Source organism: Burkholderia sp. MS455 (assembly GCF_016899445.1).
Lineage (GTDB): Bacteria > Pseudomonadota > Gammaproteobacteria > Burkholderiales > Burkholderiaceae > Burkholderia > Burkholderia pyrrocinia_C.
The window spans coordinates 2574172-2594664 of sequence record NZ_CP041779.1; the positions used below are offsets into that span (position 1 = coordinate 2574172).

Annotated in this window: 13 protein-coding genes; 6 read left to right on the plus strand and 7 right to left on the minus strand. The window is 68.9% G+C overall.

Annotation, left to right across the window (positions count from 1 at the left end; genetic code table 11):
• Positions 1–64: 64 nt before the first annotated feature.
• Both FPJ27_RS30995 and FPJ27_RS31000 read left to right on the plus strand, forming a co-directional pair.
• On the plus strand, positions 65–907 hold the full coding sequence (locus tag FPJ27_RS30995) for a glycosyltransferase (RefSeq protein ID WP_204423989.1): 843 nt from the start codon (positions 65–67) through the stop codon (positions 905–907).
• Positions 908–1039: 132 nt separating this feature from the next.
• Positions 1040–2320 (plus strand): O-antigen ligase family protein, encoded by a 1281-nt coding sequence (locus FPJ27_RS31000; protein WP_204423991.1) that lies wholly within the window; start codon positions 1040–1042, stop codon positions 2318–2320.
• 140 nt (positions 2321–2460) lie between these two features.
• Here FPJ27_RS31000 and FPJ27_RS31005 read toward each other — a convergent pair whose 3' ends face one another.
• From FPJ27_RS31005 to dnaE, 3 genes are all read right to left on the minus strand, one after another.
• A complete protein-coding gene (locus FPJ27_RS31005) occupies positions 2461–3639 on the minus strand; it encodes a glycosyltransferase family 9 protein (protein ID WP_072440781.1) in 1179 nt (392 codons plus the stop codon).
• A 178-nt stretch (positions 3640–3817) separates the two neighbouring features.
• On the minus strand, positions 3818–4906 hold the full coding sequence (locus tag FPJ27_RS31010; RefSeq protein WP_072440941.1) for a glycosyltransferase family 9 protein: 1089 nt from the start codon (positions 4904–4906) through the stop codon (positions 3818–3820).
• 271 nt (positions 4907–5177) lie between these two features.
• Entirely contained in the window at positions 5178–8711 is a 3534-nt protein-coding gene (gene dnaE, locus FPJ27_RS31015) for a DNA polymerase III subunit alpha (RefSeq protein WP_072440783.1), read from the minus strand.
• A 216-nt stretch (positions 8712–8927) separates the two neighbouring features.
• Between dnaE and FPJ27_RS31020 the strand changes: the two genes are divergently transcribed.
• The gene (locus tag FPJ27_RS31020; protein WP_204423993.1) at positions 8928–9782 is read left to right on the plus strand and encodes a sulfurtransferase; all 855 of its coding nucleotides are present in this window, start codon (positions 8928–8930) and stop codon (positions 9780–9782) included.
• Positions 9783–9801: 19 nt separating this feature from the next.
• A complete protein-coding gene (gluQRS, locus tag FPJ27_RS31025; RefSeq protein WP_204423995.1) occupies positions 9802–10695 on the plus strand; it encodes a tRNA glutamyl-Q(34) synthetase GluQRS in 894 nt (297 codons plus the stop codon).
• 174 nt (positions 10696–10869) lie between these two features.
• On the opposite strand, the gene FPJ27_RS31030 is transcribed toward gluQRS, so the two are convergent.
• The 4 genes from FPJ27_RS31030 to purT all read right to left on the minus strand — a co-directional run bounded on the left by FPJ27_RS31030 (position 10870) and on the right by purT (position 14691).
• Positions 10870–12417 carry a DEAD/DEAH box helicase gene (locus FPJ27_RS31030; RefSeq protein WP_072440789.1) on the minus strand — a complete coding sequence of 516 codons (1548 nt, stop codon included), beginning with the start codon at positions 12415–12417 and terminating at the stop codon, positions 10870–10872.
• 395 nt (positions 12418–12812) lie between these two features.
• Complete coding sequence (locus FPJ27_RS31035) at positions 12813–13193, minus strand: MliC family protein (protein WP_204423996.1); 381 nt, start codon at positions 13191–13193, stop codon at positions 12813–12815.
• 79 nt (positions 13194–13272) lie between these two features.
• The gene (locus FPJ27_RS31040) at positions 13273–13458 is read right to left on the minus strand and encodes a DUF6726 family protein (RefSeq protein ID WP_072440792.1); all 186 of its coding nucleotides are present in this window, start codon (positions 13456–13458) and stop codon (positions 13273–13275) included.
• 18 nt (positions 13459–13476) lie between these two features.
• On the minus strand, positions 13477–14691 hold the full coding sequence (purT, locus tag FPJ27_RS31045; RefSeq protein WP_072440794.1) for a formate-dependent phosphoribosylglycinamide formyltransferase: 1215 nt from the start codon (positions 14689–14691) through the stop codon (positions 13477–13479).
• A 212-nt stretch (positions 14692–14903) separates the two neighbouring features.
• Here purT and FPJ27_RS31050 point away from each other — a divergent pair, with 212 nt between their 5' ends.
• Both FPJ27_RS31050 and FPJ27_RS36680 read left to right on the plus strand, forming a co-directional pair.
• Positions 14904–15449 (plus strand): META domain-containing protein, encoded by a 546-nt coding sequence (locus tag FPJ27_RS31050; protein WP_072440796.1) that lies wholly within the window; start codon positions 14904–14906, stop codon positions 15447–15449.
• 170 nt (positions 15450–15619) lie between these two features.
• Positions 15620–20398, plus strand: a complete 4779-nt coding sequence (locus FPJ27_RS36680) for a DNA translocase FtsK (RefSeq protein ID WP_239483336.1) — start codon at positions 15620–15622, stop codon at positions 20396–20398.
• The last annotated feature ends 95 nt before the right edge of the window (positions 20399–20493 follow it).

Consider the following 20493-nt stretch of genomic DNA (forward strand, 5'->3'; position numbering starts at 1 on the left):
GCGTGCCCGCCCAGACGGCTGCACCGCGTGCCGCCCGCCACGACGACCACCGAATCCGACCGCCATGTTCTCCATCATCATCCCGACCTGGAACAACCTGCCGTACCTCAAGCTCGTCGTCGACAGCCTGCGCCGCCACTCCGCGTACGATCACCAGATCATCGTGCACGTGAACGACGGCTCGGACGGCACGCTCGACTGGGTGCGCAGCGAAGGGATCGAGCACACCGCGTCGCCGACCAACATCGGCATCTGCCATGCGGTGAACCTGGCCGCCGCGCGCGCGACGCGCGACTACGTCGTCTACATGAACGACGACATGTTCTGCTGCCCCGGCTGGGACGCGGCGCTCGCGCGCCGCATCGAACAGATGCCGACCGACCTTTTCATGCTGTCGGGCACGATGATCGAGCCGGTCGACACGCGCAACCCGTGCGTCGTCGTCAGCAATTTCGGCCGCGACGCCGAACATTTCGACGCGGCGGGCCTCGTCGATGCGACCCCGCGGCTCGCGCGCGCGGACTGGCTCGGCTCGACCTGGCCGCCGACGCTCGTGCACCGCGACTGGTGGAACCGCATCGGCGGCTACAGCAGCGAGCTGTCGCCCGGCATGAGCAGCGACAACGACTTCTCGATGAAATTCTGGGACGCCGGCTGCCGGATCTTCCTCGGTGTCGGCGACAGCCTCGTCTACCACTTCCAGCAGAAGAGCACGGGCAAGATCGTCAAGAACGACGGCCGCCGCCAGTTCCTGAACAAATGGGGCATGACCCAGGCGACGTTCGACCGCTACTACCTGCATCGCGGCGAGCCGGCCGGCACGCGCATCGCGCTCGATACGCCGGCCGTTGCTGGGCGCCTGAAGCGCGCGCTGCTGCGCTCGCGGATCAAGCGCGCGTTCAGCTGATCGGGCCCCGAAAACGGCACAGAAACGCTGCCTGCTTCGCGTATACTGCGCCGTTCGTCCCGGAGCTCCCGCCGGGACGCGCGGCACGAGCACGATGTCCGCAAGCCGCATTCGTCCATTCGACAGGTTCCGATGCTTTCGTTTTCCGCTCCCGCCACGCGGCGCCTGACCGCCGCCCGTGCATTCGCCGTCGCCGCGCTCTGCATGGTGCCCGTCTCGACCGCGCTGACCAACGTCTTCTGCGGGCTGTTCGCCGCCGCGCTCGTGATCTCCCCCGAATTCTGGCGCGACCTGCGCTCGTTCGTGACCGACCCGGCTTCGCTCGCGGCGCTGCTGATCCTCGCCGCGCTGACTGCCAGCGTCGCGTATACGGTCGCACCGCACAACAAGGCGTGGAACTGGGTCGCCAAGTACGACAAGCTGCTGCTGCTGCCCTTCGCCGTGCTCGCGTTCCGTCATTCGAACTGGGCACCGATCGTGCGGCGCTGCTGGTTCGGCACGTTGTGCGTGATCCTGCTGCTGTCGACGACCAACTATCTCGGGCTGACCGCGATCGGGCCCGCGTATGCGACCCAACTGCCTCTGTCGCGCGCCTGGGTGTTCAAGAACCACATCGCCGCCGGCATGTTCGGCGCGCTGCTGTTCTACCAGGCGGCCGATCTCGCGCTTGCCGCCCGCACGGCGCTGTCCCGCACCGCGTATGCGGGCGTCGCCGCGTGGTCGCTCGTTAACGTGTTCGTGATGCTGCAGGGACGCACGGGGCAGGTCATCGCGCTGCTGCTGATCCTCGTCGTCGCCGTGCGTTTCGTGCTGTTGCTGCGCCGGCAATCGGCGCTGCGCGCGGGGCTCGCCGCCGGCGTGCTCGTCCTGTTCGGCGTCGCGCTCGTAGTCGCCGCGTGCACGGTTCACAACGGCCGGCTCGTGAAGGTCGTGACGGAAGTGCAGCAATACCGGCAGAGTGATGCGGCCACGTCGACCGGGTTGCGCCTCGAGTGGTACAAGAAGGGGCTCGAGCTGTTTCGTCAGCGCCCGGTGATCGGTTACGGTGCAGGCGGCCTCGAATCCGAATTCGAGAAGCTCACGGCCGGCAAGACGGCCGCCGAAGGCCAGCTCACGTCGAACCCGCACAACGAATACCTGCTGATGGCCGTGCAGCTCGGCTTGCTCGGCCTGCTGCTGTTCATCAACCTGATCGTGCAGATCGCGCGCGGCAGCCGCACGCTCGATCCGCGCTCGCAGCATTTGCTGCTCGCGTGGCTCGCCATCTTCGCGATCGGCAGCCTTGCGAATTCGCTGCTGCTCGATTTCGCCGAAGGTCACCTGATCGTGCTGCTGGCCGGCATCCTGCTCGGTTGCGGCGAGCGCGGCGAGGCGCTGCCGCGCGAGACGTCGGCGATCCGGCGCAGCGCGTAACGCGTAACGGCATCCGCGCTGCCGCCAGCCGGCTTCGGCGGCAGCGGAGGCCCGCCGTCAAAGCGAGCGGGCTGCGCGGCTCGTCGCGAAACAAGCCGCCTGCAACGAAGCAAAAACGCGCGTCTCCCGCGCGTCAGTCGTCAGTCGGATCCGGCGCGATGCAGTCGCGACGTATCGACGGCCGCCTCGGCCAGGCCCGGCGGATTCAGCCCGAGCATCTCGGCCGCCGCGGCTTTCACGCGCTGCGCACCGAGATTGGCGAGGCAATCGCTGCGGCTGTCGACCTTGCGCTCGCAGCCCTCGTGCCGGCACGGCACGCAATCGCCCTCCCCCTGCAGCAGCCATACGTTCCCGTGCCGCCCCGAGCCGCGCAGCGGCCACGGATTCTCGGTCGCGGGCCAGTGCTGCGGCCACGGCCCCCAGCGCACGGGGTCGGATGGGCCGAACAGCGCGATCGTGTCGGTGCCCGTCGCAGCCGCGACGTGCGTCGCGCCGGTGTCGGGCCCGATGAAGAGCCGCGCGCGCCGCACGAGCTCCGCGCTCTCGCCGAACGTGAGGCGGCCGACCAGATTCAGCACGTCGCCGCCCGCTTCGGCCGCGACCTGCTCCGCATACTCGCGCTCGCGATCGGCCGGACCGCCCGACAACGCGACCGCAAAGCCGCGCTCGCGCAGCCAGCCGATCATCTCGACCCAGCCTTCGAGCCGCCATTGCTTGTAGCGGAACATCGGATACGGATGCAGGACGACCAGCGGCTTGCCGTCGCGGATCGCCGGCGACTCCGCGAGCCATGCGTCGAAGCGCGCGCGCCGCGCGGGATCGTCGCCGATGCCGGGTGCGACGACCTCGGACACCGGCTCGATACCGATCACGGGTGCGAGCGCAAGTGTGCTGACGACCGTATGCGCGGATTCATGGTGATTGATCGCGATGCCGTTCAGCATCATCCGCGTGAGCCACGTGACGCGGTCGGGATCGACGAGGCCGACCCGTTTGCGACCCGCGAACCAGCTATAGAAGCGCGGCCGGTCGGAACTCAGCGCCGCGCACGCGAGATCGTAGCGGCGCCACATCGACAGCGCGTCGCGCAGCCGCTCGCGGAATCCCGCGCGCTGCGCGACGACGATCACGCGCCGCACGTCCGGATTGTGCTCGAGCACGCCCTCGGTGCCGCGAAAAACCAGCATGTCGATCTGCGCATCGGGCCAGCGGGCCTTCAGCGAACGCACGAGCGGCGTCGTCAGCAGCACGTCGCCGATACGGCGCGGCGCGGCAACGAGGATGGTTCTGGGCGGGCGGGCGGAGGAAAACAGGGCCACGGCGATCGGTCTGTCTAGCTGGCTGAACAAGGCTGGCAATGTACAGGATTTTGCAGCAGCCGGCGCGGCATCGCGAACCGGCCGTGCAGGACGCGCTGATGCGACCCCTGATACGACCCTGCCTGCGGGCGCGGTGCGGCAGGCGCCGGCGCTTGCACCGTGTGCGGTGCTTCCGGCGCTATGAAGTGATGGTCAGGACCGCGGATGTCGCGGCGGCCGTCGGCCGTGCGCGTGCCGCATCCGCCACCGGCTCGCCGCAATGGCCGGCCTGCGGCAGCAGATGACGCACGGCGCGCTCGACCGCGTCGACACCGATCGCATCGACGGTCGCGCCGGCGCGCAGGATCACATGCGGCACGCCGAGCGGATGCCAGCGCAGGTATTTCTCGGGACGGTCCTCGAACAGTGCCGCAACCGGCACGCCGAGCGCCGACGCGAGATGCACGGGTGCGCTGTCGGCCGACACGATCGTATCGAGCAGGCTCGCGGCAGCCACCAGATCGGCGACCGACGACGGCGCGACGTGGCGCGCGCTCACGTCGCGCCAAGCGTCGTCCTCGGCGGTATTGCAGATGGCCGGATCGCGAAACACGATCACGTCGGCGAACGGCGCGAGCCGCTCGCCGAGGTCGCGCCAGCGATCCGCGGGCCAGCGGCGCTCGGCCGCCTTGTTCGACACGAACAAACCGACGCGCGGCTTCGTACGCTCCCCGAGCAGGCGATACCACGCGTCCTGCAACGTGCGATCGGGATGAACCGACAGCTCGAGGCGGTCGAGATCGGCACGACCGAGTTCGGGCACGAGCCGGAACCCCGACAGCGCCTCGTGGCACATCGGCCGCTGCGCGATGTGTTCGGGCTTGCGATCGTCGAATTCGGTCTCGGCATCGTGCCAGCGGCAGTCCTTCGCGCCGAGCTGGCGCGCGAACTGCATGCTGCTGCGATGCATGCCGCCGTTCGGCACGACCACGAGGTCGAACCGCAGGCGACGCAGGCGGCGCACGAGCCGCAGCCGGTCGAAGAACGCGCGCATCCGCCCGGGACGGTCGTTGCGTTCGCATTGGCGGCTGTACACGTACGTGTGAACCGCGTGCACGTCCGGGTTGCCGGCCAGCGCGGCCGCGTTGTAGCGGTTCGCGACCACATGCAGTTCCGCGCCCGGCCAGCGCTCCTTCAGCGCACCGAGGAACGCGGTCGTGCACAGCATGTCGCCCAGAAAATCAATCCGGATCACGAGGATCCGCCCCGTCTGGTTCGCGTTGGCCATGGTCATGTGGTGCTGTCAGTTTTTATCGTCGCGACGGGCTGATGCCCCGGTATCCTGTTCAGGGACGGCCCTGTCGCGCGTTGCCGCTCGCCGCATGGATCCGCCCCCGTTTGTGTGCGCGCGTGCGAGCGCGACTGCGCCGGATTGTATAGCGTCCGCATGGCCGGCCCAAGACCCGGGTACCCGAAGATGTAAAAACGGCCCGCCGCACCGCACGATGGCGATGCGACGGGCCGCGTATCGCGACAGCCGTCCGGTGGTCGGGATGCGGTCAGTACGTGATTTCGACGACACTGCCGTCGAACGCCGCACGCAGTTCCGCGAGCAGCATGTCGCTCGGCTTCACGCGCCACGCGTCGCCGAGACGCATTTCGCCTTGTGCCCGCGCGTTGCTGTAGTGGATCTGGACCGCGAGGCCGTTCGGCAACGGCGCCTGCGGGCGACGGCCGCCGTCACGCCCGCCGCCGCGCGGCGCGGGCGCTTCGACCGCGTGCGCGGCGGCCGAATCGTCCTTCGACACGTGCGGCTCGAGCACGCGGCGCAGCGCGGCTGCGTCGGCGTTGCCGTTCATCGTCAGCCGCACGGCCTGCGCATAGCGGCTGCGCGCGCGCTCGAGATCCATCACGGTATCGGTCGTGAAACGGATGCCGCCCGTGAATGCGTCGTTGCGCGCCTGCCCCTGCACGATCAGCAGTTCGTCTTCCTTGAACAGCGCCTTGTTCGCCTCGAACTGCTCGTTGAAGATCGTGATCTCGCACTGGCCCGAACCGTCGTCGAGCAGCGCGATCAGCATCTTGCCGCGCTGGGTCATCTGCGTGCGCAGCGATGCGATGATGCCCGCGACGAGCTTGTCGCGCCCTTCCTTCAGGTCGCCGACCTTTTGCCGAACGAAGCGGCGCACCTCGTCGCGATACGCGTCGAACAGGTGGCCGGACAGGTAGAAGCCGAGCGCGCCCTTTTCTTCCTGCAGGCGGCGCTTGTCGTCCCACGCCGGTTCATCGACGAGCGCATGCGCGTGCGGCGACTCGGCGCCCATGTCGAACAGGCCGGCCTGCATCGCGTTCGCCTCGGCCTGGTCGGCCGCTTCCATCGCGAGCGGCACCGACGCGAGCATCTGCGCGCGGTTCGCGTTCAGCGAATCGAACGCGCCGGCGCGGATCAGCGCCTCGACCGTGCGGCGGTTGACGACGCGCCGGTCGATCCGTTCGCAGAAGTCGAACAGGTCGGTGAACGCCTTTTCCTCGCGGGCGCGCAGGATTTCCTCGATCGCGTTCTGGCCGCTGCCCTTCACCGCGCCGAGGCCGTAGCGGATCGTGCGCGAGCGCTTGCCGTCGGCTTCGGCAACGGGCTCGAACCGGTAATGCGACTGGTTGATGTCGGGCGGCAACACGGCGAGGTTGTTCACGACGCAGTCGTCGAACAGGATCTTCACCTTGTCGGTGTCGTCCATCGCGAGCGTCATGTTGGCCGCCATGAATTCGGCCGGATGGTGCGCCTTCAGCCATGCGGTGTAATACGCGAGCAGCGCGTACGCGGCCGCGTGCGACTTGTTGAAGCCGTAGCCCGCGAACTTCTCCATCAGGTCGAAGATCTCGTCGGACTTCTCGCGCGTGAGGCCGTTCTTCGCCGCACCCTCGGCGAAGATCTCGCGGTGCTGGGCCATCTCCTCGGGCTTCTTCTTGCCCATCGCGCGACGCAGCAAGTCGGCGCCGCCGAGCGAGTAGCCGCCGATGATCTGCGCCATCTGCATCACCTGCTCCTGATAGACCATGATGCCGTAGGTCTCTTTCAGGACGGGTTCGACGCGCGGATCCGGATAGTCGACCTTCTCGCGTCCGTGTTTCCGTGCGCAGAAACTCGGGATCAGGTCCATCGGGCCCGGGCGGTACAACGACACCAGCGCGATGATGTCCTCGAAGCGGTCGGGCTGCGCATCCTTCAGCATGCCCTGCATCCCGCGGCTTTCCAGCTGGAACACCGCGACCGTGTTGGCCTTCTTCAGGATCTGGAACGAAGCCGGATCGTCGAGCGGCACCTGCGCGAGCGACCAGTCGGCCTTCGACGGATCGAGGCGGCGAATGTAGCGCTCGGCCCAGTCGAGGATCGTCAGCGTCGTGAGGCCCAGAAAGTCGAACTTCACGAGGCCGACGGCTTCGACGTCGTCCTTGTCGTACTGGCTGACGACGCCGCCGTCGTCGCCCTGCGTGTACAGCGGGCAGAAATCGGTCAGCTTGCCGGGCGCGATCAGCACGCCGCCCGCGTGCATCCCGACGTTACGCGTGAGGCCCTCGACGCGCTGCGCGAGATCGAGCAGCTGGTGGACTTCGTCCTCGTGGTCGTAGCGCTCCTGCAGCTGCGGCTCTTCCTTCATCGCGTCGGCGATCGTCACGTGCTTGCCCGGCTTGAACGGGATCAGCTTCGCCACGCCGTCGGTGAACATGTAGCCGAGGTCGAGCACGCGGCCGATGTCGCGCACGGCCGCCTTTGCAGCCATCGTGCCGAAGGTGGCGATCTGCGACACGGCGTCCGCGCCGTACTTCTCCTTCACGTACTGGATCACGCGGTCGCGGCCGTGCTGGCAGAAGTCGATGTCGAAGTCGGGCATCGACACGCGTTCCGGGTTCAGGAAGCGCTCGAACAGCAGGTTGTAGCGCAGCGGGTCGAGGTCGGTAATGCCGAGCGCGTACGCGACCAGCGAACCGGCGCCGGAGCCGCGACCCGGGCCGACCGGCACGCCGTTGTTCTTCGCCCAGTTGATGAAGTCCGCGACGATCAGGAAGTAGCCGGGGAAGCCCATCTTCGTGATGGTCCCGCACTCGAATTCGAGGCGCTTGTAGTACGTGTCGCGCTGCGCGTCGCGTTCTGCTTCGGCCGGATAGAGCTGCACGAGCCGTGTCTCGAGCCCTTCCTTCGACAGCTGGACCAGGTAGTCGTCGAGCGACATGCCGTCCGGCGTCGGGAACAGCGGCAGCTTCGGCTTGCCGAGCTCGAGCTTCAGGTTGCAGCGTTTCGCGATCTCGACCGTATTCGCGACCGCCGACGGCAGGTCGGCAAACAGCGCGACCATGTCGTCCTGCGTGCGGAAATACTGGTCGGTCGTGAAGCGCTTCTGGCGCCGCGGGTTCGCGAGGATGTCGCCTTCCGAGATGCACACGCGCGCCTCGTGCGCGGTGAAATCGTCGTCGGTCATGAACTGCGTCGGGTGCGTCGCGACGACCGGCAGCTTCAGCGACGCGGCGAGCGTCGCGGCCTGCTGGATATACGCCTCGGCGCCCGGCTGGCCGTACCGCTGCAGCTCGATGTAGAAGCCGCCCGGAAACACCTTCGCCCAGCGCTCGGCGTGACGGCGCGCTGCTTCTTCGTTGCCGGCCGCGAGCGCGAGCCCGATATCGCCCTGCTGCGCGCCCGACAGCGCGAGCAGCCCCTGCGCGAGTTCGCCGTCGAGCCAGCTCGCGTCGAGTTCCGCGCGGCCGCGATACTGGTTCGTGAGCCATGCCTTCGACAGCAGCTCGCAGAGATTCAGGTAGCCGACCTTGTCCTTCACCAGCAGCAGCAGCCGCGACGGCTTGTCGCGATCGTCCGGATTCATGATCCAGACGTCGCAGCCGGCGATCGGCTTGATGCCCTTGCCGCGGGCTTCCTGGTAGAAACGGACGAGGCCGAATGCGTTGCCGAGATCGGTGAGCGCGAGCGCGCCCTGGCCGTCCGCGGCCGCCGCCTTGACGATGTCGTCGAGACGCACGATGCCGTCGGCAATCGAGAATTCGGAGTGAACGCGAAGATGAACGAAGCGGGGATCTGACATGGGCGTTATTGTAGCCGCGTCGCCGCGCAGGCTGCCCAAAAAATCCCCGCACTGGCCGTTCGGCCGATGCGCGCGACGCCGCGTCGCGCTGCCTGCCCAACGGCCAGATGCCGAAGCGCGCGCGGTTTGCGGGATAATACGGTTTTTCGAATCATCGCCACGGCTTCGCACCCTTTTTTGCGAGCCGCCGTGCGGCCGTTTTCCCGTCGGATCATCATGACCATCGTCAACCTCGCCGCCTACCACTTCGTGTCGCTCGACGCGAACGAGCAATGGCGCCCGCTCGTCACCGCCCGCTGCAACGAACTCGACCTGCGCGGCACGATCCTGCTCGCGCCGGAAGGCATCAACCTGTTCATCGCCGGCACGCGCGAAGCGGCCGACGCGTTCGTCTACTATCTTCGCCACGATCCGCTGTTCGAGGGCAAGTTCGCGACGCTGCAGTTCAAGGAAAGCCTGTCCGACTCGCAGCCGTTCCGCCGCATGCTCGTGCGCCTGAAGCGCGAGATCATCACGATGAAGAAGCCGGCGATCAAGCCCGAGCTCGGCCGCGCGCCGTCCGTCGACGCGCGCACGCTGAAGGCATGGCTCGACCGCGGCCATGACGACACGGGCCGCCCGGTCGTGATGCTCGACACGCGCAATGCGTTCGAGGTCGACGTCGGCACGTTCGACGATGCGCTCGACTACCGGATCGACAAGTTCAGCGAATTCCCGGAAGTGATCGATGCAAACCGTGCCGATCTCGACGGCAAGACGGTCGTGTCGTTCTGCACGGGCGGCATCCGCTGCGAGAAGGCCGCGATCCACATGAAGGAAATCGGCATCGAGAACGTGTACCAGCTCGAAGGCGGGATCCTGAAGTATTTCGAGGAAGTCGGCGGCGCGCATTATCACGGCGACTGCTTCGTGTTCGACTACCGCACCGCGCTGAACCCGCAACTCCAGCCTACCGAGAACGTCACGTGCTTCGCGTGCCGCGCGGTCGTCACGCCGCAAGCTCAACAGTCGCCGGGCTACGTGCCCGGCACGTCGTGCCCGGCCTGCGCGCAGGCAGCCAGCGCCGCGTAAGCGCGCGCCCCGCGCTCAAATGAACGGCTATCGCGGCCGCTTCGCGCCGTCGCCCACCGGGCCGCTGCACTTCGGCTCGCTGGTCGGCGCGCTCGCGAGCTGGCTCGACGCGCGCGCGCACGGCGGCGCATGGCTCGTGCGAATCGAGGATCTCGACGGCCCGCGCACGGTACCCGGCGCGGCCGACGACATCCTCGCGACGCTCGCGCATTTCGGCATGACGCCCGACGAGCCGCCCGTATGGCAAAGCACGCGCGATGCCGCGTATACGTCCGCGCTCGAGCAGCTCGTCGCAGCGGGGCTCGTCTATCCGTGCGGCTGCACGCGCAAGGAAATCGCCGATTCGCTGCGCGCCGCGCACGAGCGCCACACGACGCTCGCGTATCCGGGCACCTGCCGCACCGGTCTGCACGGCAAGCCTGCGCGCGCATGGCGGCTGCGCGTACCGGACGGCGACGCGGCGATCGTCACGTTCGACGACCGCTGGCAGCACGCGCAATCGCAAAACCTCGCGACCGAAGTCGGCGATTTCGTGCTGAAGCGCGCCGACGGGCAATGGGCCTATCAGCTCGCGGTCGTCGTCGACGATGCCGATGCGCGCATCACGCACGTCGTGCGCGGCGCCGACCTGCTCGATTCGACCGCGCGCCAGATCCATCTGCAACACTGCCTCGGCGTACCGACGCCGCGGTATCTGCACGTACCCGTCGTCGTCGATGCAAACGGCGAGAAGCTCAGCAAGCAGACAGGCGCGACCGCGCTCGAGCGCAACGATCCGCTGCCGGCACTGCAGGCCGCGGCCGCGCATCTGGGCCTCGCGCCGGATGGCGCGCTCGCGGGCTCGACGCTGGATGCGTTCTACGCGGCCGCGACGGCCGCATGGGCGCGGCGCTTCGGGCCGCTGGCCGGCTAAAGCACGCGCCCGGCAGCCGGTCTCGTGCCGATCGAGTGCCGGTTGCATCGCTCGCCCTTGCGCCCTCTCCCGCCCCCATCCAATCACGGCCCCAATAAAAAACGGGCACATGCTCATCGCATGCACCCGCTTTTCCGGCAGCGCTCGCGCGCCGCACCGCCACGTCCGTCGAGCTTACGCCGACGGCTTGCGCGGCATCCCGAACCCGCCGAGCAGCGCGGCGACCTGGCGCTTCGGCCCTTTCTTCTCGGGCTGCTGCGCGGGCTGTGCGTCGTCCGACTGCTTCGCCGCCGCCGACGGCTCATACGGCTTCAGGAAGAAATCGTCGACCGGCGCTTCGTGGCGACGGTGATGACCACTACGCTCGGAACCGGCCGAGCGGCGCGCCGATGCACCGCGATGCTCGTCGCGTTCGCGCCGGCCACCGCGTTCGCTGCTGCGGTCGCCGCTACGCTCGCCGCCACGGTCGTCCTGACGATGGCGCGCCGGCTTGTCGATCGCCAGCGTCTGCACTTCGAGCGGACGCTTGATCAGCTTCTCGATATCGGCGAGTTGCTTGCGCTCGTTCGGGCTGCACAGCGACAGCGCGTCGCCGGTCGCGCCCGCGCGGCCCGTACGGCCGATCCGGTGCACGTAGTCTTCCGCGCTGAACGGCAGGTCGAAGTTGATCACGGCCGGCAGTTCGGCGATGTCGAGGCCGCGTGCGGCCACGTCGGTCGCGACCAGCGCCTCGATTTCGCCGCGCTTGAACGCGTCGAGCGCCTGCATCCGCTCGATCTGCGTCTTGTCGCCGTGGATCGCCGACGCGACGACACCGTCGCGCTCGAGGTTGCGCGCGAGCCGGCTCGCGCCGATCTTGCTGTTGCAGAACACGAGCACCTGCTTGAGCCCGCGACTGCGCAGCAACTGCACGACGGCCGCCTGCTTGTCGCCTTCGGCGACGTCGTAGACGATCTGCGTGACGTTCGCGTTCGTCGAGTTGCTGCGTGCGACCTCGATCGTCTGCGGGTTGCGCAGGTAGGTCGACGCGAGCTTCTTGATTTCCGGCGAGAAGGTGGCCGAGAACAACAGCGTCTGGCGCTCCTTCGGCAGCAGGTTCAGGATCCGCTGCAGGTCCGGCAGGAAGCCCATGTCGAGCATCCGGTCGGCCTCGTCGAGCACGAGCATCTGCACCTGCCCGAGGTTCGCGGTCTTCTGCTGCACGTGGTCGAGCAGGCGGCCCGGCGTCGCGATCAGGATCTCGACGCCGCGGCGCAACTCGGCCATCTGCGGGTTCATGTCGACGCCACCGAACACGACCGCGCTGCGCAGCGGCGTGTGCTTCCCGTACGCATGCACGTTCGCGGCGACCTGGTCGGCCAGTTCGCGGGTCGGCGTCAGGATCAGCGCGCGCACCGGGTGGCGCGCGGGCGATGCGCTCGTGTTGGCCTGCGGCAGCAGGCGCTGGATGATCGGCAGCGAGAAGCTCGCGGTCTTGCCGGTGCCTGTTTGCGCGGCGCCCATGACGTCGCGGCCGGCGAGCACGACCGGAATGGCCTGCGCCTGGATCGGCGTCGGCGTCGTATAGCCCTGCTCCACAATGGCTTTCAGGATATCGGCGGCAAGGCCGAATTGGTCGAAGGTTGCGTCGACGGGCTTGGCGACAGAATCGGACATGGTGGCGTTTCGCTCAAAAGGCGCGGCGGGGACATCGTGCGTCAGGCCAGCCGGGCCTGCGCTCATCACAATTCGGAAATAGACGGAGCCGCGGCGCGCCGCGCGGCGCCGCTCTGGCGCTTGGGACCGGTTCAATGCGAACGCTGGACACCAGGCCGTGCGGACTCCGTTCGGCGCGAATGCCGGCGGAAAGGGCCGTATTGTAGCACTGCGCGGCCATCTGTCCGTGACAACGCCGCGAACGGCCGCAGCGGCAGTTCGCGCGGCGAGCCCGGACAGCGCCGCACGGCCGACGAACGGCCCGGTCGGGCTATCCCGATCGGTCGTCGAGCGACATCAGGGGCCCGATCAAGAATGGCGTTGCCCAGGCGTCCGCGGCAGGTCTGAGCGCCGAACCTTCAGGTCCGGCAGCCGGCTGGCGCTGGCGCCTGGCGGACACGATCCACGATCGCGCCCGGCGCTCAGCCCTTCTTCCTTTTCTTCTCGACCTGCACGCAGTCGCCAAGCAGCGGCGGCGACTTCGGGTCGGCGATCTCGTCGCGCAGCGTCGCTTCCTTGCCCTTCGTCCACCACGTATAGCGGCCGGCCTGATAGCGCGCGCCCGAGGCCGACACGGTATCGACGAACAGCAGTTGCCGCCCGTTGACCGGCACGAGCGCGAAGCTCTGGCCGTTGCCCGCGAGCCAGTACGACACGCGCACGGGCTGCTTCTGGTTCGCGCACTGGTAGAAGGCCTGCTGGCGCGAATCGGCGTCGATCTCTTCGACGGTCAGTTGCGCGGCATGCGCGACGGAAACGGCGGTGCCGGCGAGCGCGAGTGCGGCGACGGTTTGGCGAATCATGCAGATCCTCTCGCGAGACGGGTGGAAACGCACCCTCGCGGGGCGCGGTTATTGTTGGTTATCGCACCGGTTATCGTCGTCAGGGATCGATGACGTCGGCGCACGCGTCGGTCGGCGCGGCCGCGACATGGCCGACGAGCGGCACGATCTTGAGCCCGGCCGATGCCACCCGGCACGGCGCGGCCGCGAGGCCGCAACCCGCGAGACTCGCGGCAAGCGCCAGCGCGGCGCCCAGCTTTCCGATACGCAGCCAGATCGGCGCCATCGCCCTCTCCTCGTTCCGTCAGCGGGCCGACACGGGCCGGACGGCCGCGGCGGCGCGCTTCGCGCGTTCGCGGGCTTCGTCGACGGTCGCGCCGGTCGCCAGCGCGACGCCCATGCGCCGCTTCGCAAAACTTTCCGGCTTGCCGAACAGGCGCAGGTCGGCGCCCGGCACCGCGAGCGCGTCGCGCACGCCTTCGAACGCGATCCCGCGCTCGTCGAGCCCGCCGTAGATCACGGCCGACGCGGCCGGCGTTCCGAGCGCCGGATCGACCGGCAGCCCGAGAATCGCGCGCGCGTGCAGCTCGAATTCCGACTGACGCTGCGACGCGAGCGTGACGAGGCCCGTATCGTGCGGCCGCGGGCTCACCTCGGAGAACCACACGTCGTCGCCGCGCACGAACAGCTCGACGCCGAACAGCCCGCGCCCGCCGAGCGCCTCGGTGACCTTGTGCGCGATCTCGCGCGACTTCTCGAGCGCCACCGCGCTCATCGGCTGCGGCTGCCACGATTCGACGTAGTCGCCCGCGACCTGCACGTGGCCGACCGGTTCGCAGAAGTAGGTGCGCGTGCCGAGCGTCGCCGGGTCGATCGCGCGCACGGTCAGTTGCGTGATCTCGTATTCGAAATCGATGAAGCCTTCGACGATCACGCGGCCGTGGTTCACGCGCCCGCCCGCCATCGCGTAGTCCCACGCGGGCTTCACGTCGGCTTCGGTCTTCACGACCGACTGCCCCTTGCCCGACGACGACATCACCGGCTTCACGACGCACGGCATGCCGATCTTCGCGACCGCCGCGCTGAAGGCCTCGAACGATTCCGCGAACGCATATGGCGACGTCGGCAGCCCGAGCTCTTCGGCCGCGAGCCGGCGGATCCCTTCGCGGTTCATCGTGAGTTGCGTCGCCCGTGCGGTCGGGATCACCTCGGCGAGGCCGGCCGCCTCGATCGCCGCGAGCGCGTCGGTCGCGATCGCCTCGATCTCCGGCACGATCAGGTGCGGGCGCTCGGCCTCGACGATCGCCCGCAGCGCGGCTGCGTCCGTCATGTCGATCACGTGCGCGCGATGCGCGACCTGGTGGCCCGGTGCGTCCGGATAGCGGTCGACCGCGATGACTTCTACACCGAGCCGCTGCAACGCGATGATGACTTCCTTGCCGAGTTCGCCGGCGCCGAGCAGCATGACGCGCGTGGCCGAGGGTGAAAGCGGCGTACCGAGCCGCTGACCGATCTGCATGTGATTTCCCGCTTCTGGTGGAGGACGAAAACGGCTCCGATGTTAACACGCGCCACGACGCCGGTTTGGCGGTTTCGCCGTGCCGCTGCCCGGCCGTGCGCCGCGCGCGGGCAGGCTGCGAACGTTTTCGCGCGTGAAGTGTCGGCTCGCCTGCCGCGGGGCGGGTGCGTTACTCTTACGCCTTGATCAGAATCCGATGAGGAACGAGGCTCATGTCCCACCTGTTCGCAGCCGCACGCGCCCGCACCGGCCTGCTTCGTCCGTTGCGCGCGCCGCTCTGCGCGTTGACGCTTGCCACGCTTCTCGCCGCCTGCGCGATGCCGACCCACCCCGATTCCGCCGCCCCCGCCCCCGACCCGTACAACCCGGCCGCCGTCCAGTTGCTCGACGACACGAGTTGGGAGCTCACCAGCTGGCTGAACGCCGACGGCACGCAGCGCACGATCCCGCACGGCGACAACGGCGAGCCGATCAAGCTCGCGCTGTCGACCGATTCGGGCATCCGGCGCGCCAGCGGGTTCTCGGGCTGCAACCGCTACATGGGCACCTACGCGATCAAGAACGGCCTGCTGAGCTTCGGGCCGCTCGCCGGCACGCGGATGGCCTGCCCGAATACGCTCGGCGGCCAGCTCGAACACGCGTACCTCGACGCGCTCGCCCATATCGAGAAGACCGGCGTGCAGATGCGCGAACCCAAGCAACTGCAGATCGTGACCAATGCCGGCGCAACGCTGACCTTCACGCACCGGAGCCCCTGATGCACCGCGCACGCGAAGGCCGGCCGACCGCCTTCGCGTTGCGCGCGCGTGCCGGACGCACGCGCAGCACGGCGTGAAACGAATTCACGCCGCCTTAGAATCTTGTTCGCCGGCCGGTTAAACTCGGCGGGTCGCGCCCCGCGCGCCCCTCCCCACTCCTGTTTCAAAGCATGCACACGGTTGTCTTCGGCTGGTTCGGCATCTCCGCCGTCTGGTTCCTCCTTCTCTTCTGGCGTCTCGTGCAGGCGATGCTGCCCGGCGGCGGCGGCCTCGCCGGCCGCGGCTCGATCCGCCTGTGGCTCGGCTTCGCCGCGGTGTTCGTCGCAAGCTGCACGCTAACGAGCGCGCTGTCGGGCCCCGACACGAACGCGCTCGGCCACGCGTTCTCCGCGGGCTTCGCCCATGTGCTCGGTCCGATCGGCACGCCGGTCGCGATGGTCGTGCTGTTTTTCGCCGGGTTGCCCTGGCTGACCGGCATCGGCTGGCGCCAGTTCGCCGCATGGGTCGACACGTCGTTCGGCGTCAAGCTGTCGCGCGAGCGCGACGACGACGACGCCCGCGGTATCGCCGACCTGCCGCGCAGCGCGCTGCATCGCGACGACGATGTCGTGCAGCCGACCACCGCGCATACCGTCAACTCGATGGCGCCGCGCCAGAACGGCCGGTATTCGCGCCCGACGCTGTGGAAACCCGACCCGCAGGCGCGGCCGAAGCCGCGCAGCAAGACGCCTCCGCGTCCGCACACGGAACCCGTTGCGCCGTCGGGCTGGCTGAAACCGACCGCGACCGGTCGCAGCATGCCGGCACCGCCCGCGCCGATGCCGGCCAGCGCGATGCCGCCCCCGACGACCGGCAGCACTGCCAGCCTCGCGCGTGCGGCGGCGAACTCGCAAGTGCCGCGCCCCGATCCCGCCCCGCTTCCGGTCGGATTCGAACCCGTCCGGCCGCGGCCGACGGCTGCGCGACCGGCCACCGCTGCGCTGAAGCAGGCCGCTCCGCACACCACGGTCACGCCGCGGCCGGCCAGCGCGCCGCCGCCGCGCCCTGCCGTGCGGCCGGCGGCGGGAATCGGCGCGGCCGGCCTGCCGCCCGACACCGCGCGCCGCCGCCCGGCATCGCAAACGCCGGTGCGCGCGCCACTCTATGCATGGACGGAAAAACCCGCGGCGCCGATCACACCGGCGCCGAGCGTTCACGACACGCTGCGCTCGATCGAGGCCAGCACCGCGCAATGGGCCACGCTCGGCGGTTCGCAGTCGACCGATGCCGCGCACGCGGCGGCAGCCGCCGCAACCGTGGCCGGTATGGCAGCGACAGCCGGCAGCGTTGCCGCGCCGGTGTCGGCTGCCGTGTCGAACGGGTTCGCCTCCGCGACGCACGGCGTCGCGGCCCATGACGCCGGCGCCACGGTCGAACACGATGCAGCGCCCGCTTACGACGACAACGCGCCGATCAGTCTGGATGCGTTCATGCCGGCAGCGTCCGGCGCGGCGCATGCTCCGGTTGCCGATACGGGCACCACGACGTTCGACGATGTCGTCCCGCAGACGCTGCCGGATACCGGCATCGACAATGCGGCGTTTTCGCATCGCGGCGCCCCCGAGATCCGGCACGCCAACGATGCGCCCGTCGCGCCGGCATTCGGAATCGCACCCGCGCCGTCGTTCGACGCGCCAATCGACCTCGCTCCGTGGGAAGACCTCGCCAGCCGGCCGGTTTTCGCGTTCGACGGGTCGGCCGGTAGCCCGATCGCTGCGTCGCCGGCGGACGCGACGGGATCGGAGCCGGCCGATGCGGCCTCCGCGCAACCGCAAGACGAGGCGGTTCACGACATCGCTGCAAGCAATCCGGTAGCGTCCGTCGATACCGATGACAAGTACGACGCGCAACCGGCTCCTGCGATCGATCGCCTTGCACCGGCCCATGCGCCGCAGGGCATCGCCGATGCTCACGCCGACGTCCAACCCGCCGCGGAGATCGTTCCGTTTGCAGCCCTCTCCTCTTCTTCGATCGCAGAATCGTCGGCACGCGCCGTTTCCGACGCCGTGCCGCTTGCGGCAGGGTCGGCACTGACTGCATCGCGTGCCGCATCTGAAACCGTCGAGCCGAAAGCCGCAGAGCGCGCCGCACCGCTGTCGACAATCGCGCAGGGCGCCACGCCTGCGACTGATTGGGCACGGACGCCGTCGATTCCACCGACGGTGCAACCTGCAACGACAAATACGGCCGTCTTCGCAGGATTGCCGAAATCGCAGGCAGCTCAACCGTTTGCCGCAGCACCGACGGCTTCGGCCGCCGCTACTTCGCCGCTCGGCGGCGCAGCTCATGGTGCGACCGCGCAGGTACCTGCATCTGCATCGAGCATGGCGCCCGACACCGCTGCGGCTGCACCGGCCGGTGTTACCGGTACTGAATCCGCTTCGCTTTCGCAGCCGGCCGCACCGGCATCGACCGTTCCATCGGCCGCGTCGACTTCACCGGTCGGCGTAACCGGCACTGCGCCCGCTTCGCTTTCGCAGCTGGCAGCCTCGGCATCGACCTTTGCACCGGTCGCTTCGACTTCACCGGTCGGTGCAACCGGTTCGGCATCCGCTCCGCTTTCACAGCCAGCCGCATCGGCACCGGCCGTCGCATCGGTAGTATCGGCGGCGCCGGTCGGCGTTTCGGGCGAGACTTACGGTTCACTCTCCCGCGAATCAACGCCCGCATCGACCGCTGTACCCGCCACGGCACCATCGACGGCCGGCGCGTCGGATTCGACATTCAGCTCGACCGCGCAAGCGCCTGCACCGGCGGCAACGCCTACGCCCGCTCCCGCGGCGCCCGTGAGTTTCGCGTCCGGCTCGATCGCCGCACAGCCTTTCGCGCCCGCATCGACTCTGTCGGCCAACCCGGCAGCCTCGTCGACCGGCACGACATTCGGCAGATCCGGCTCAACCACACCGCAGCCGGCGGCCAGCCTGCCGGTTCCGCCAGCCGCTTCCGTCGTAACGACATCGTCCTCGGGCGCAATCACCCCGATGACCACGACCGCGGCGGCCCCGGTTCAACCGGTCGCAGGCGCGCCTGTCATCGCGGCCGGATCGCTGGCGTCCATCGCGGCAACGACCGCGACGCAGCCTCTGCCGATCGCATCGGCGCCTGCGGCAACCGCAACTACGGCGTTCGCTACACCACCCGCCCCTGCCGCATCGTCGGCAAGCTGGTCGGTGCCGAATGTGTCCGCGACACCGACTGCCGCATCGATCGCGGCACCGCAACCGGCAACAACCGTTCCCGGCGCGGGCCTGCCCACGCCGGCGACTGCCGCTGCCGCGCCGACGCTTCCCGCTGCCGCACCCGTCGGCGCAATCGCCGCCGTGGCAACCGAACCGGCCGCGCCTGCCGCGGCCGACACAAACGCCGCCCCCGACACCCCCGCGCGCCAACCGCGCCCGAACGCGTTCGAATTCCACGCGCCTGCGTCGTTCAACGTCGAACTGCCGACGCTCGACCTGCTCGAGCCCGCGTCCGACGACGTCGAAATGATCACCGAGGAACACCTCGCGCAGACGGCCCAGGTGATCGAACAGCGGCTGCAGGAATTCAAGGTGCCGGTGGCGGTCGTCGGCGCGTCGGCCGGCCCCGTGATCACGCGCTTCGAGATCGAGCCCGCGCTCGGCGTGCGCGGCAGTCAGATCGTCGGCCTGATGAAGGACCTGTCGCGCGGCCTCGGCCTCACGTCGATCCGCGTCGTCGAGACGATCCCCGGCAAGACCTGCATGGGCCTCGAACTGCCGAACGCGAAGCGCCAGATGATCCGCCTGTCGGAAATCCTTGCCGCGCGCGAGTACCAGCATTCGCCGTCGCAACTGACGATCGCGATGGGCAAGGACATCACCGGCCACCCGGTCGTGACCGATCTCGCGAAGGCGCCGCACATGCTCGTCGCCGGCACGACGGGCTCGGGCAAGTCGGTCGCGATCAACGCGATGATCCTGTCGCTGCTGTACAAGGCGACGCCCGAGGACGTGCGGCTCATCATGATCGACCCGAAGATGCTGGAACTGTCGGTCTACGAAGGCATCCCGCACCTGCTCGCGCCGGTCGTCACCGACATGAAGCTCGCGGCGAACGCGCTGAACTGGTGCGTCGGCGAAATGGAAAAGCGCTACCGGCTGATGTCGGCCGTCGGCGTGCGCAACCTCGCGGGCTTCAACCAGAAGATCCGCGACGCGGAAGCGAAGGAAAAGAAGATCGGCAACCCGTTCTCGCTGACGCCCGAGGATCCCGAGCCGCTGTCGAAACTGCCGCTGATCGTCGTCGTGATCGACGAACTGGCCGACCTGATGATGGTCGCCGGCAAGAAGATCGAAGAGCTGATCGCGCGCCTCGCGCAGAAGGCGCGCGCGGCCGGCATCCACCTGATCCTCGCGACGCAGCGTCCGTCCGTCGACGTGATCACGGGTCTGATCAAGGCGAACATCCCGACGCGCGTTGCGTTCCAGGTGTCGTCGAAGATCGACTCGCGCACGATCCTCGACCAGATGGGCGCCGAATCGCTGCTCGGGATGGGCGACATGCTGTTCCTGCCGCCGGGCACCGGTTATCCGCAGCGCGTGCACGGCGCGTTCGTCGCCGACGAGGAAGTGCACCGGATCGTCGAGTACCTGAAGCAGTTCGGCGAGCCGCAGTACGAGGAAGGGATTCTCGACGGCCCGGCCGCCGACGGCGCGACGCAGGACCTGTTCGGCGAAGCGCCGGACGCGGAAGCCGATCCGCTGTACGACGAAGCCGTCGCGTTCGTCGTGCGCACGCGGCGCGCGTCGATCTCGTCGGTGCAGCGGCAGTTGCGCATCGGCTACAACCGCGCCGCGCGCCTCGTCGAGCAGATGGAAGCGGCCGGGCTCGTATCGGCGATGGGCATCAACGGCAGCCGCGAGGTGCTCGTGCCGGCCGCGGCCGACTGAGCAAGGCGGCCGCCCGGCCGCGATCGGCCGGCGCGGGCGCGCCGCGAAACCGGCCGCCCCGGAACACGAAGGGCGCTGCATCGGCAGCGCCCTTC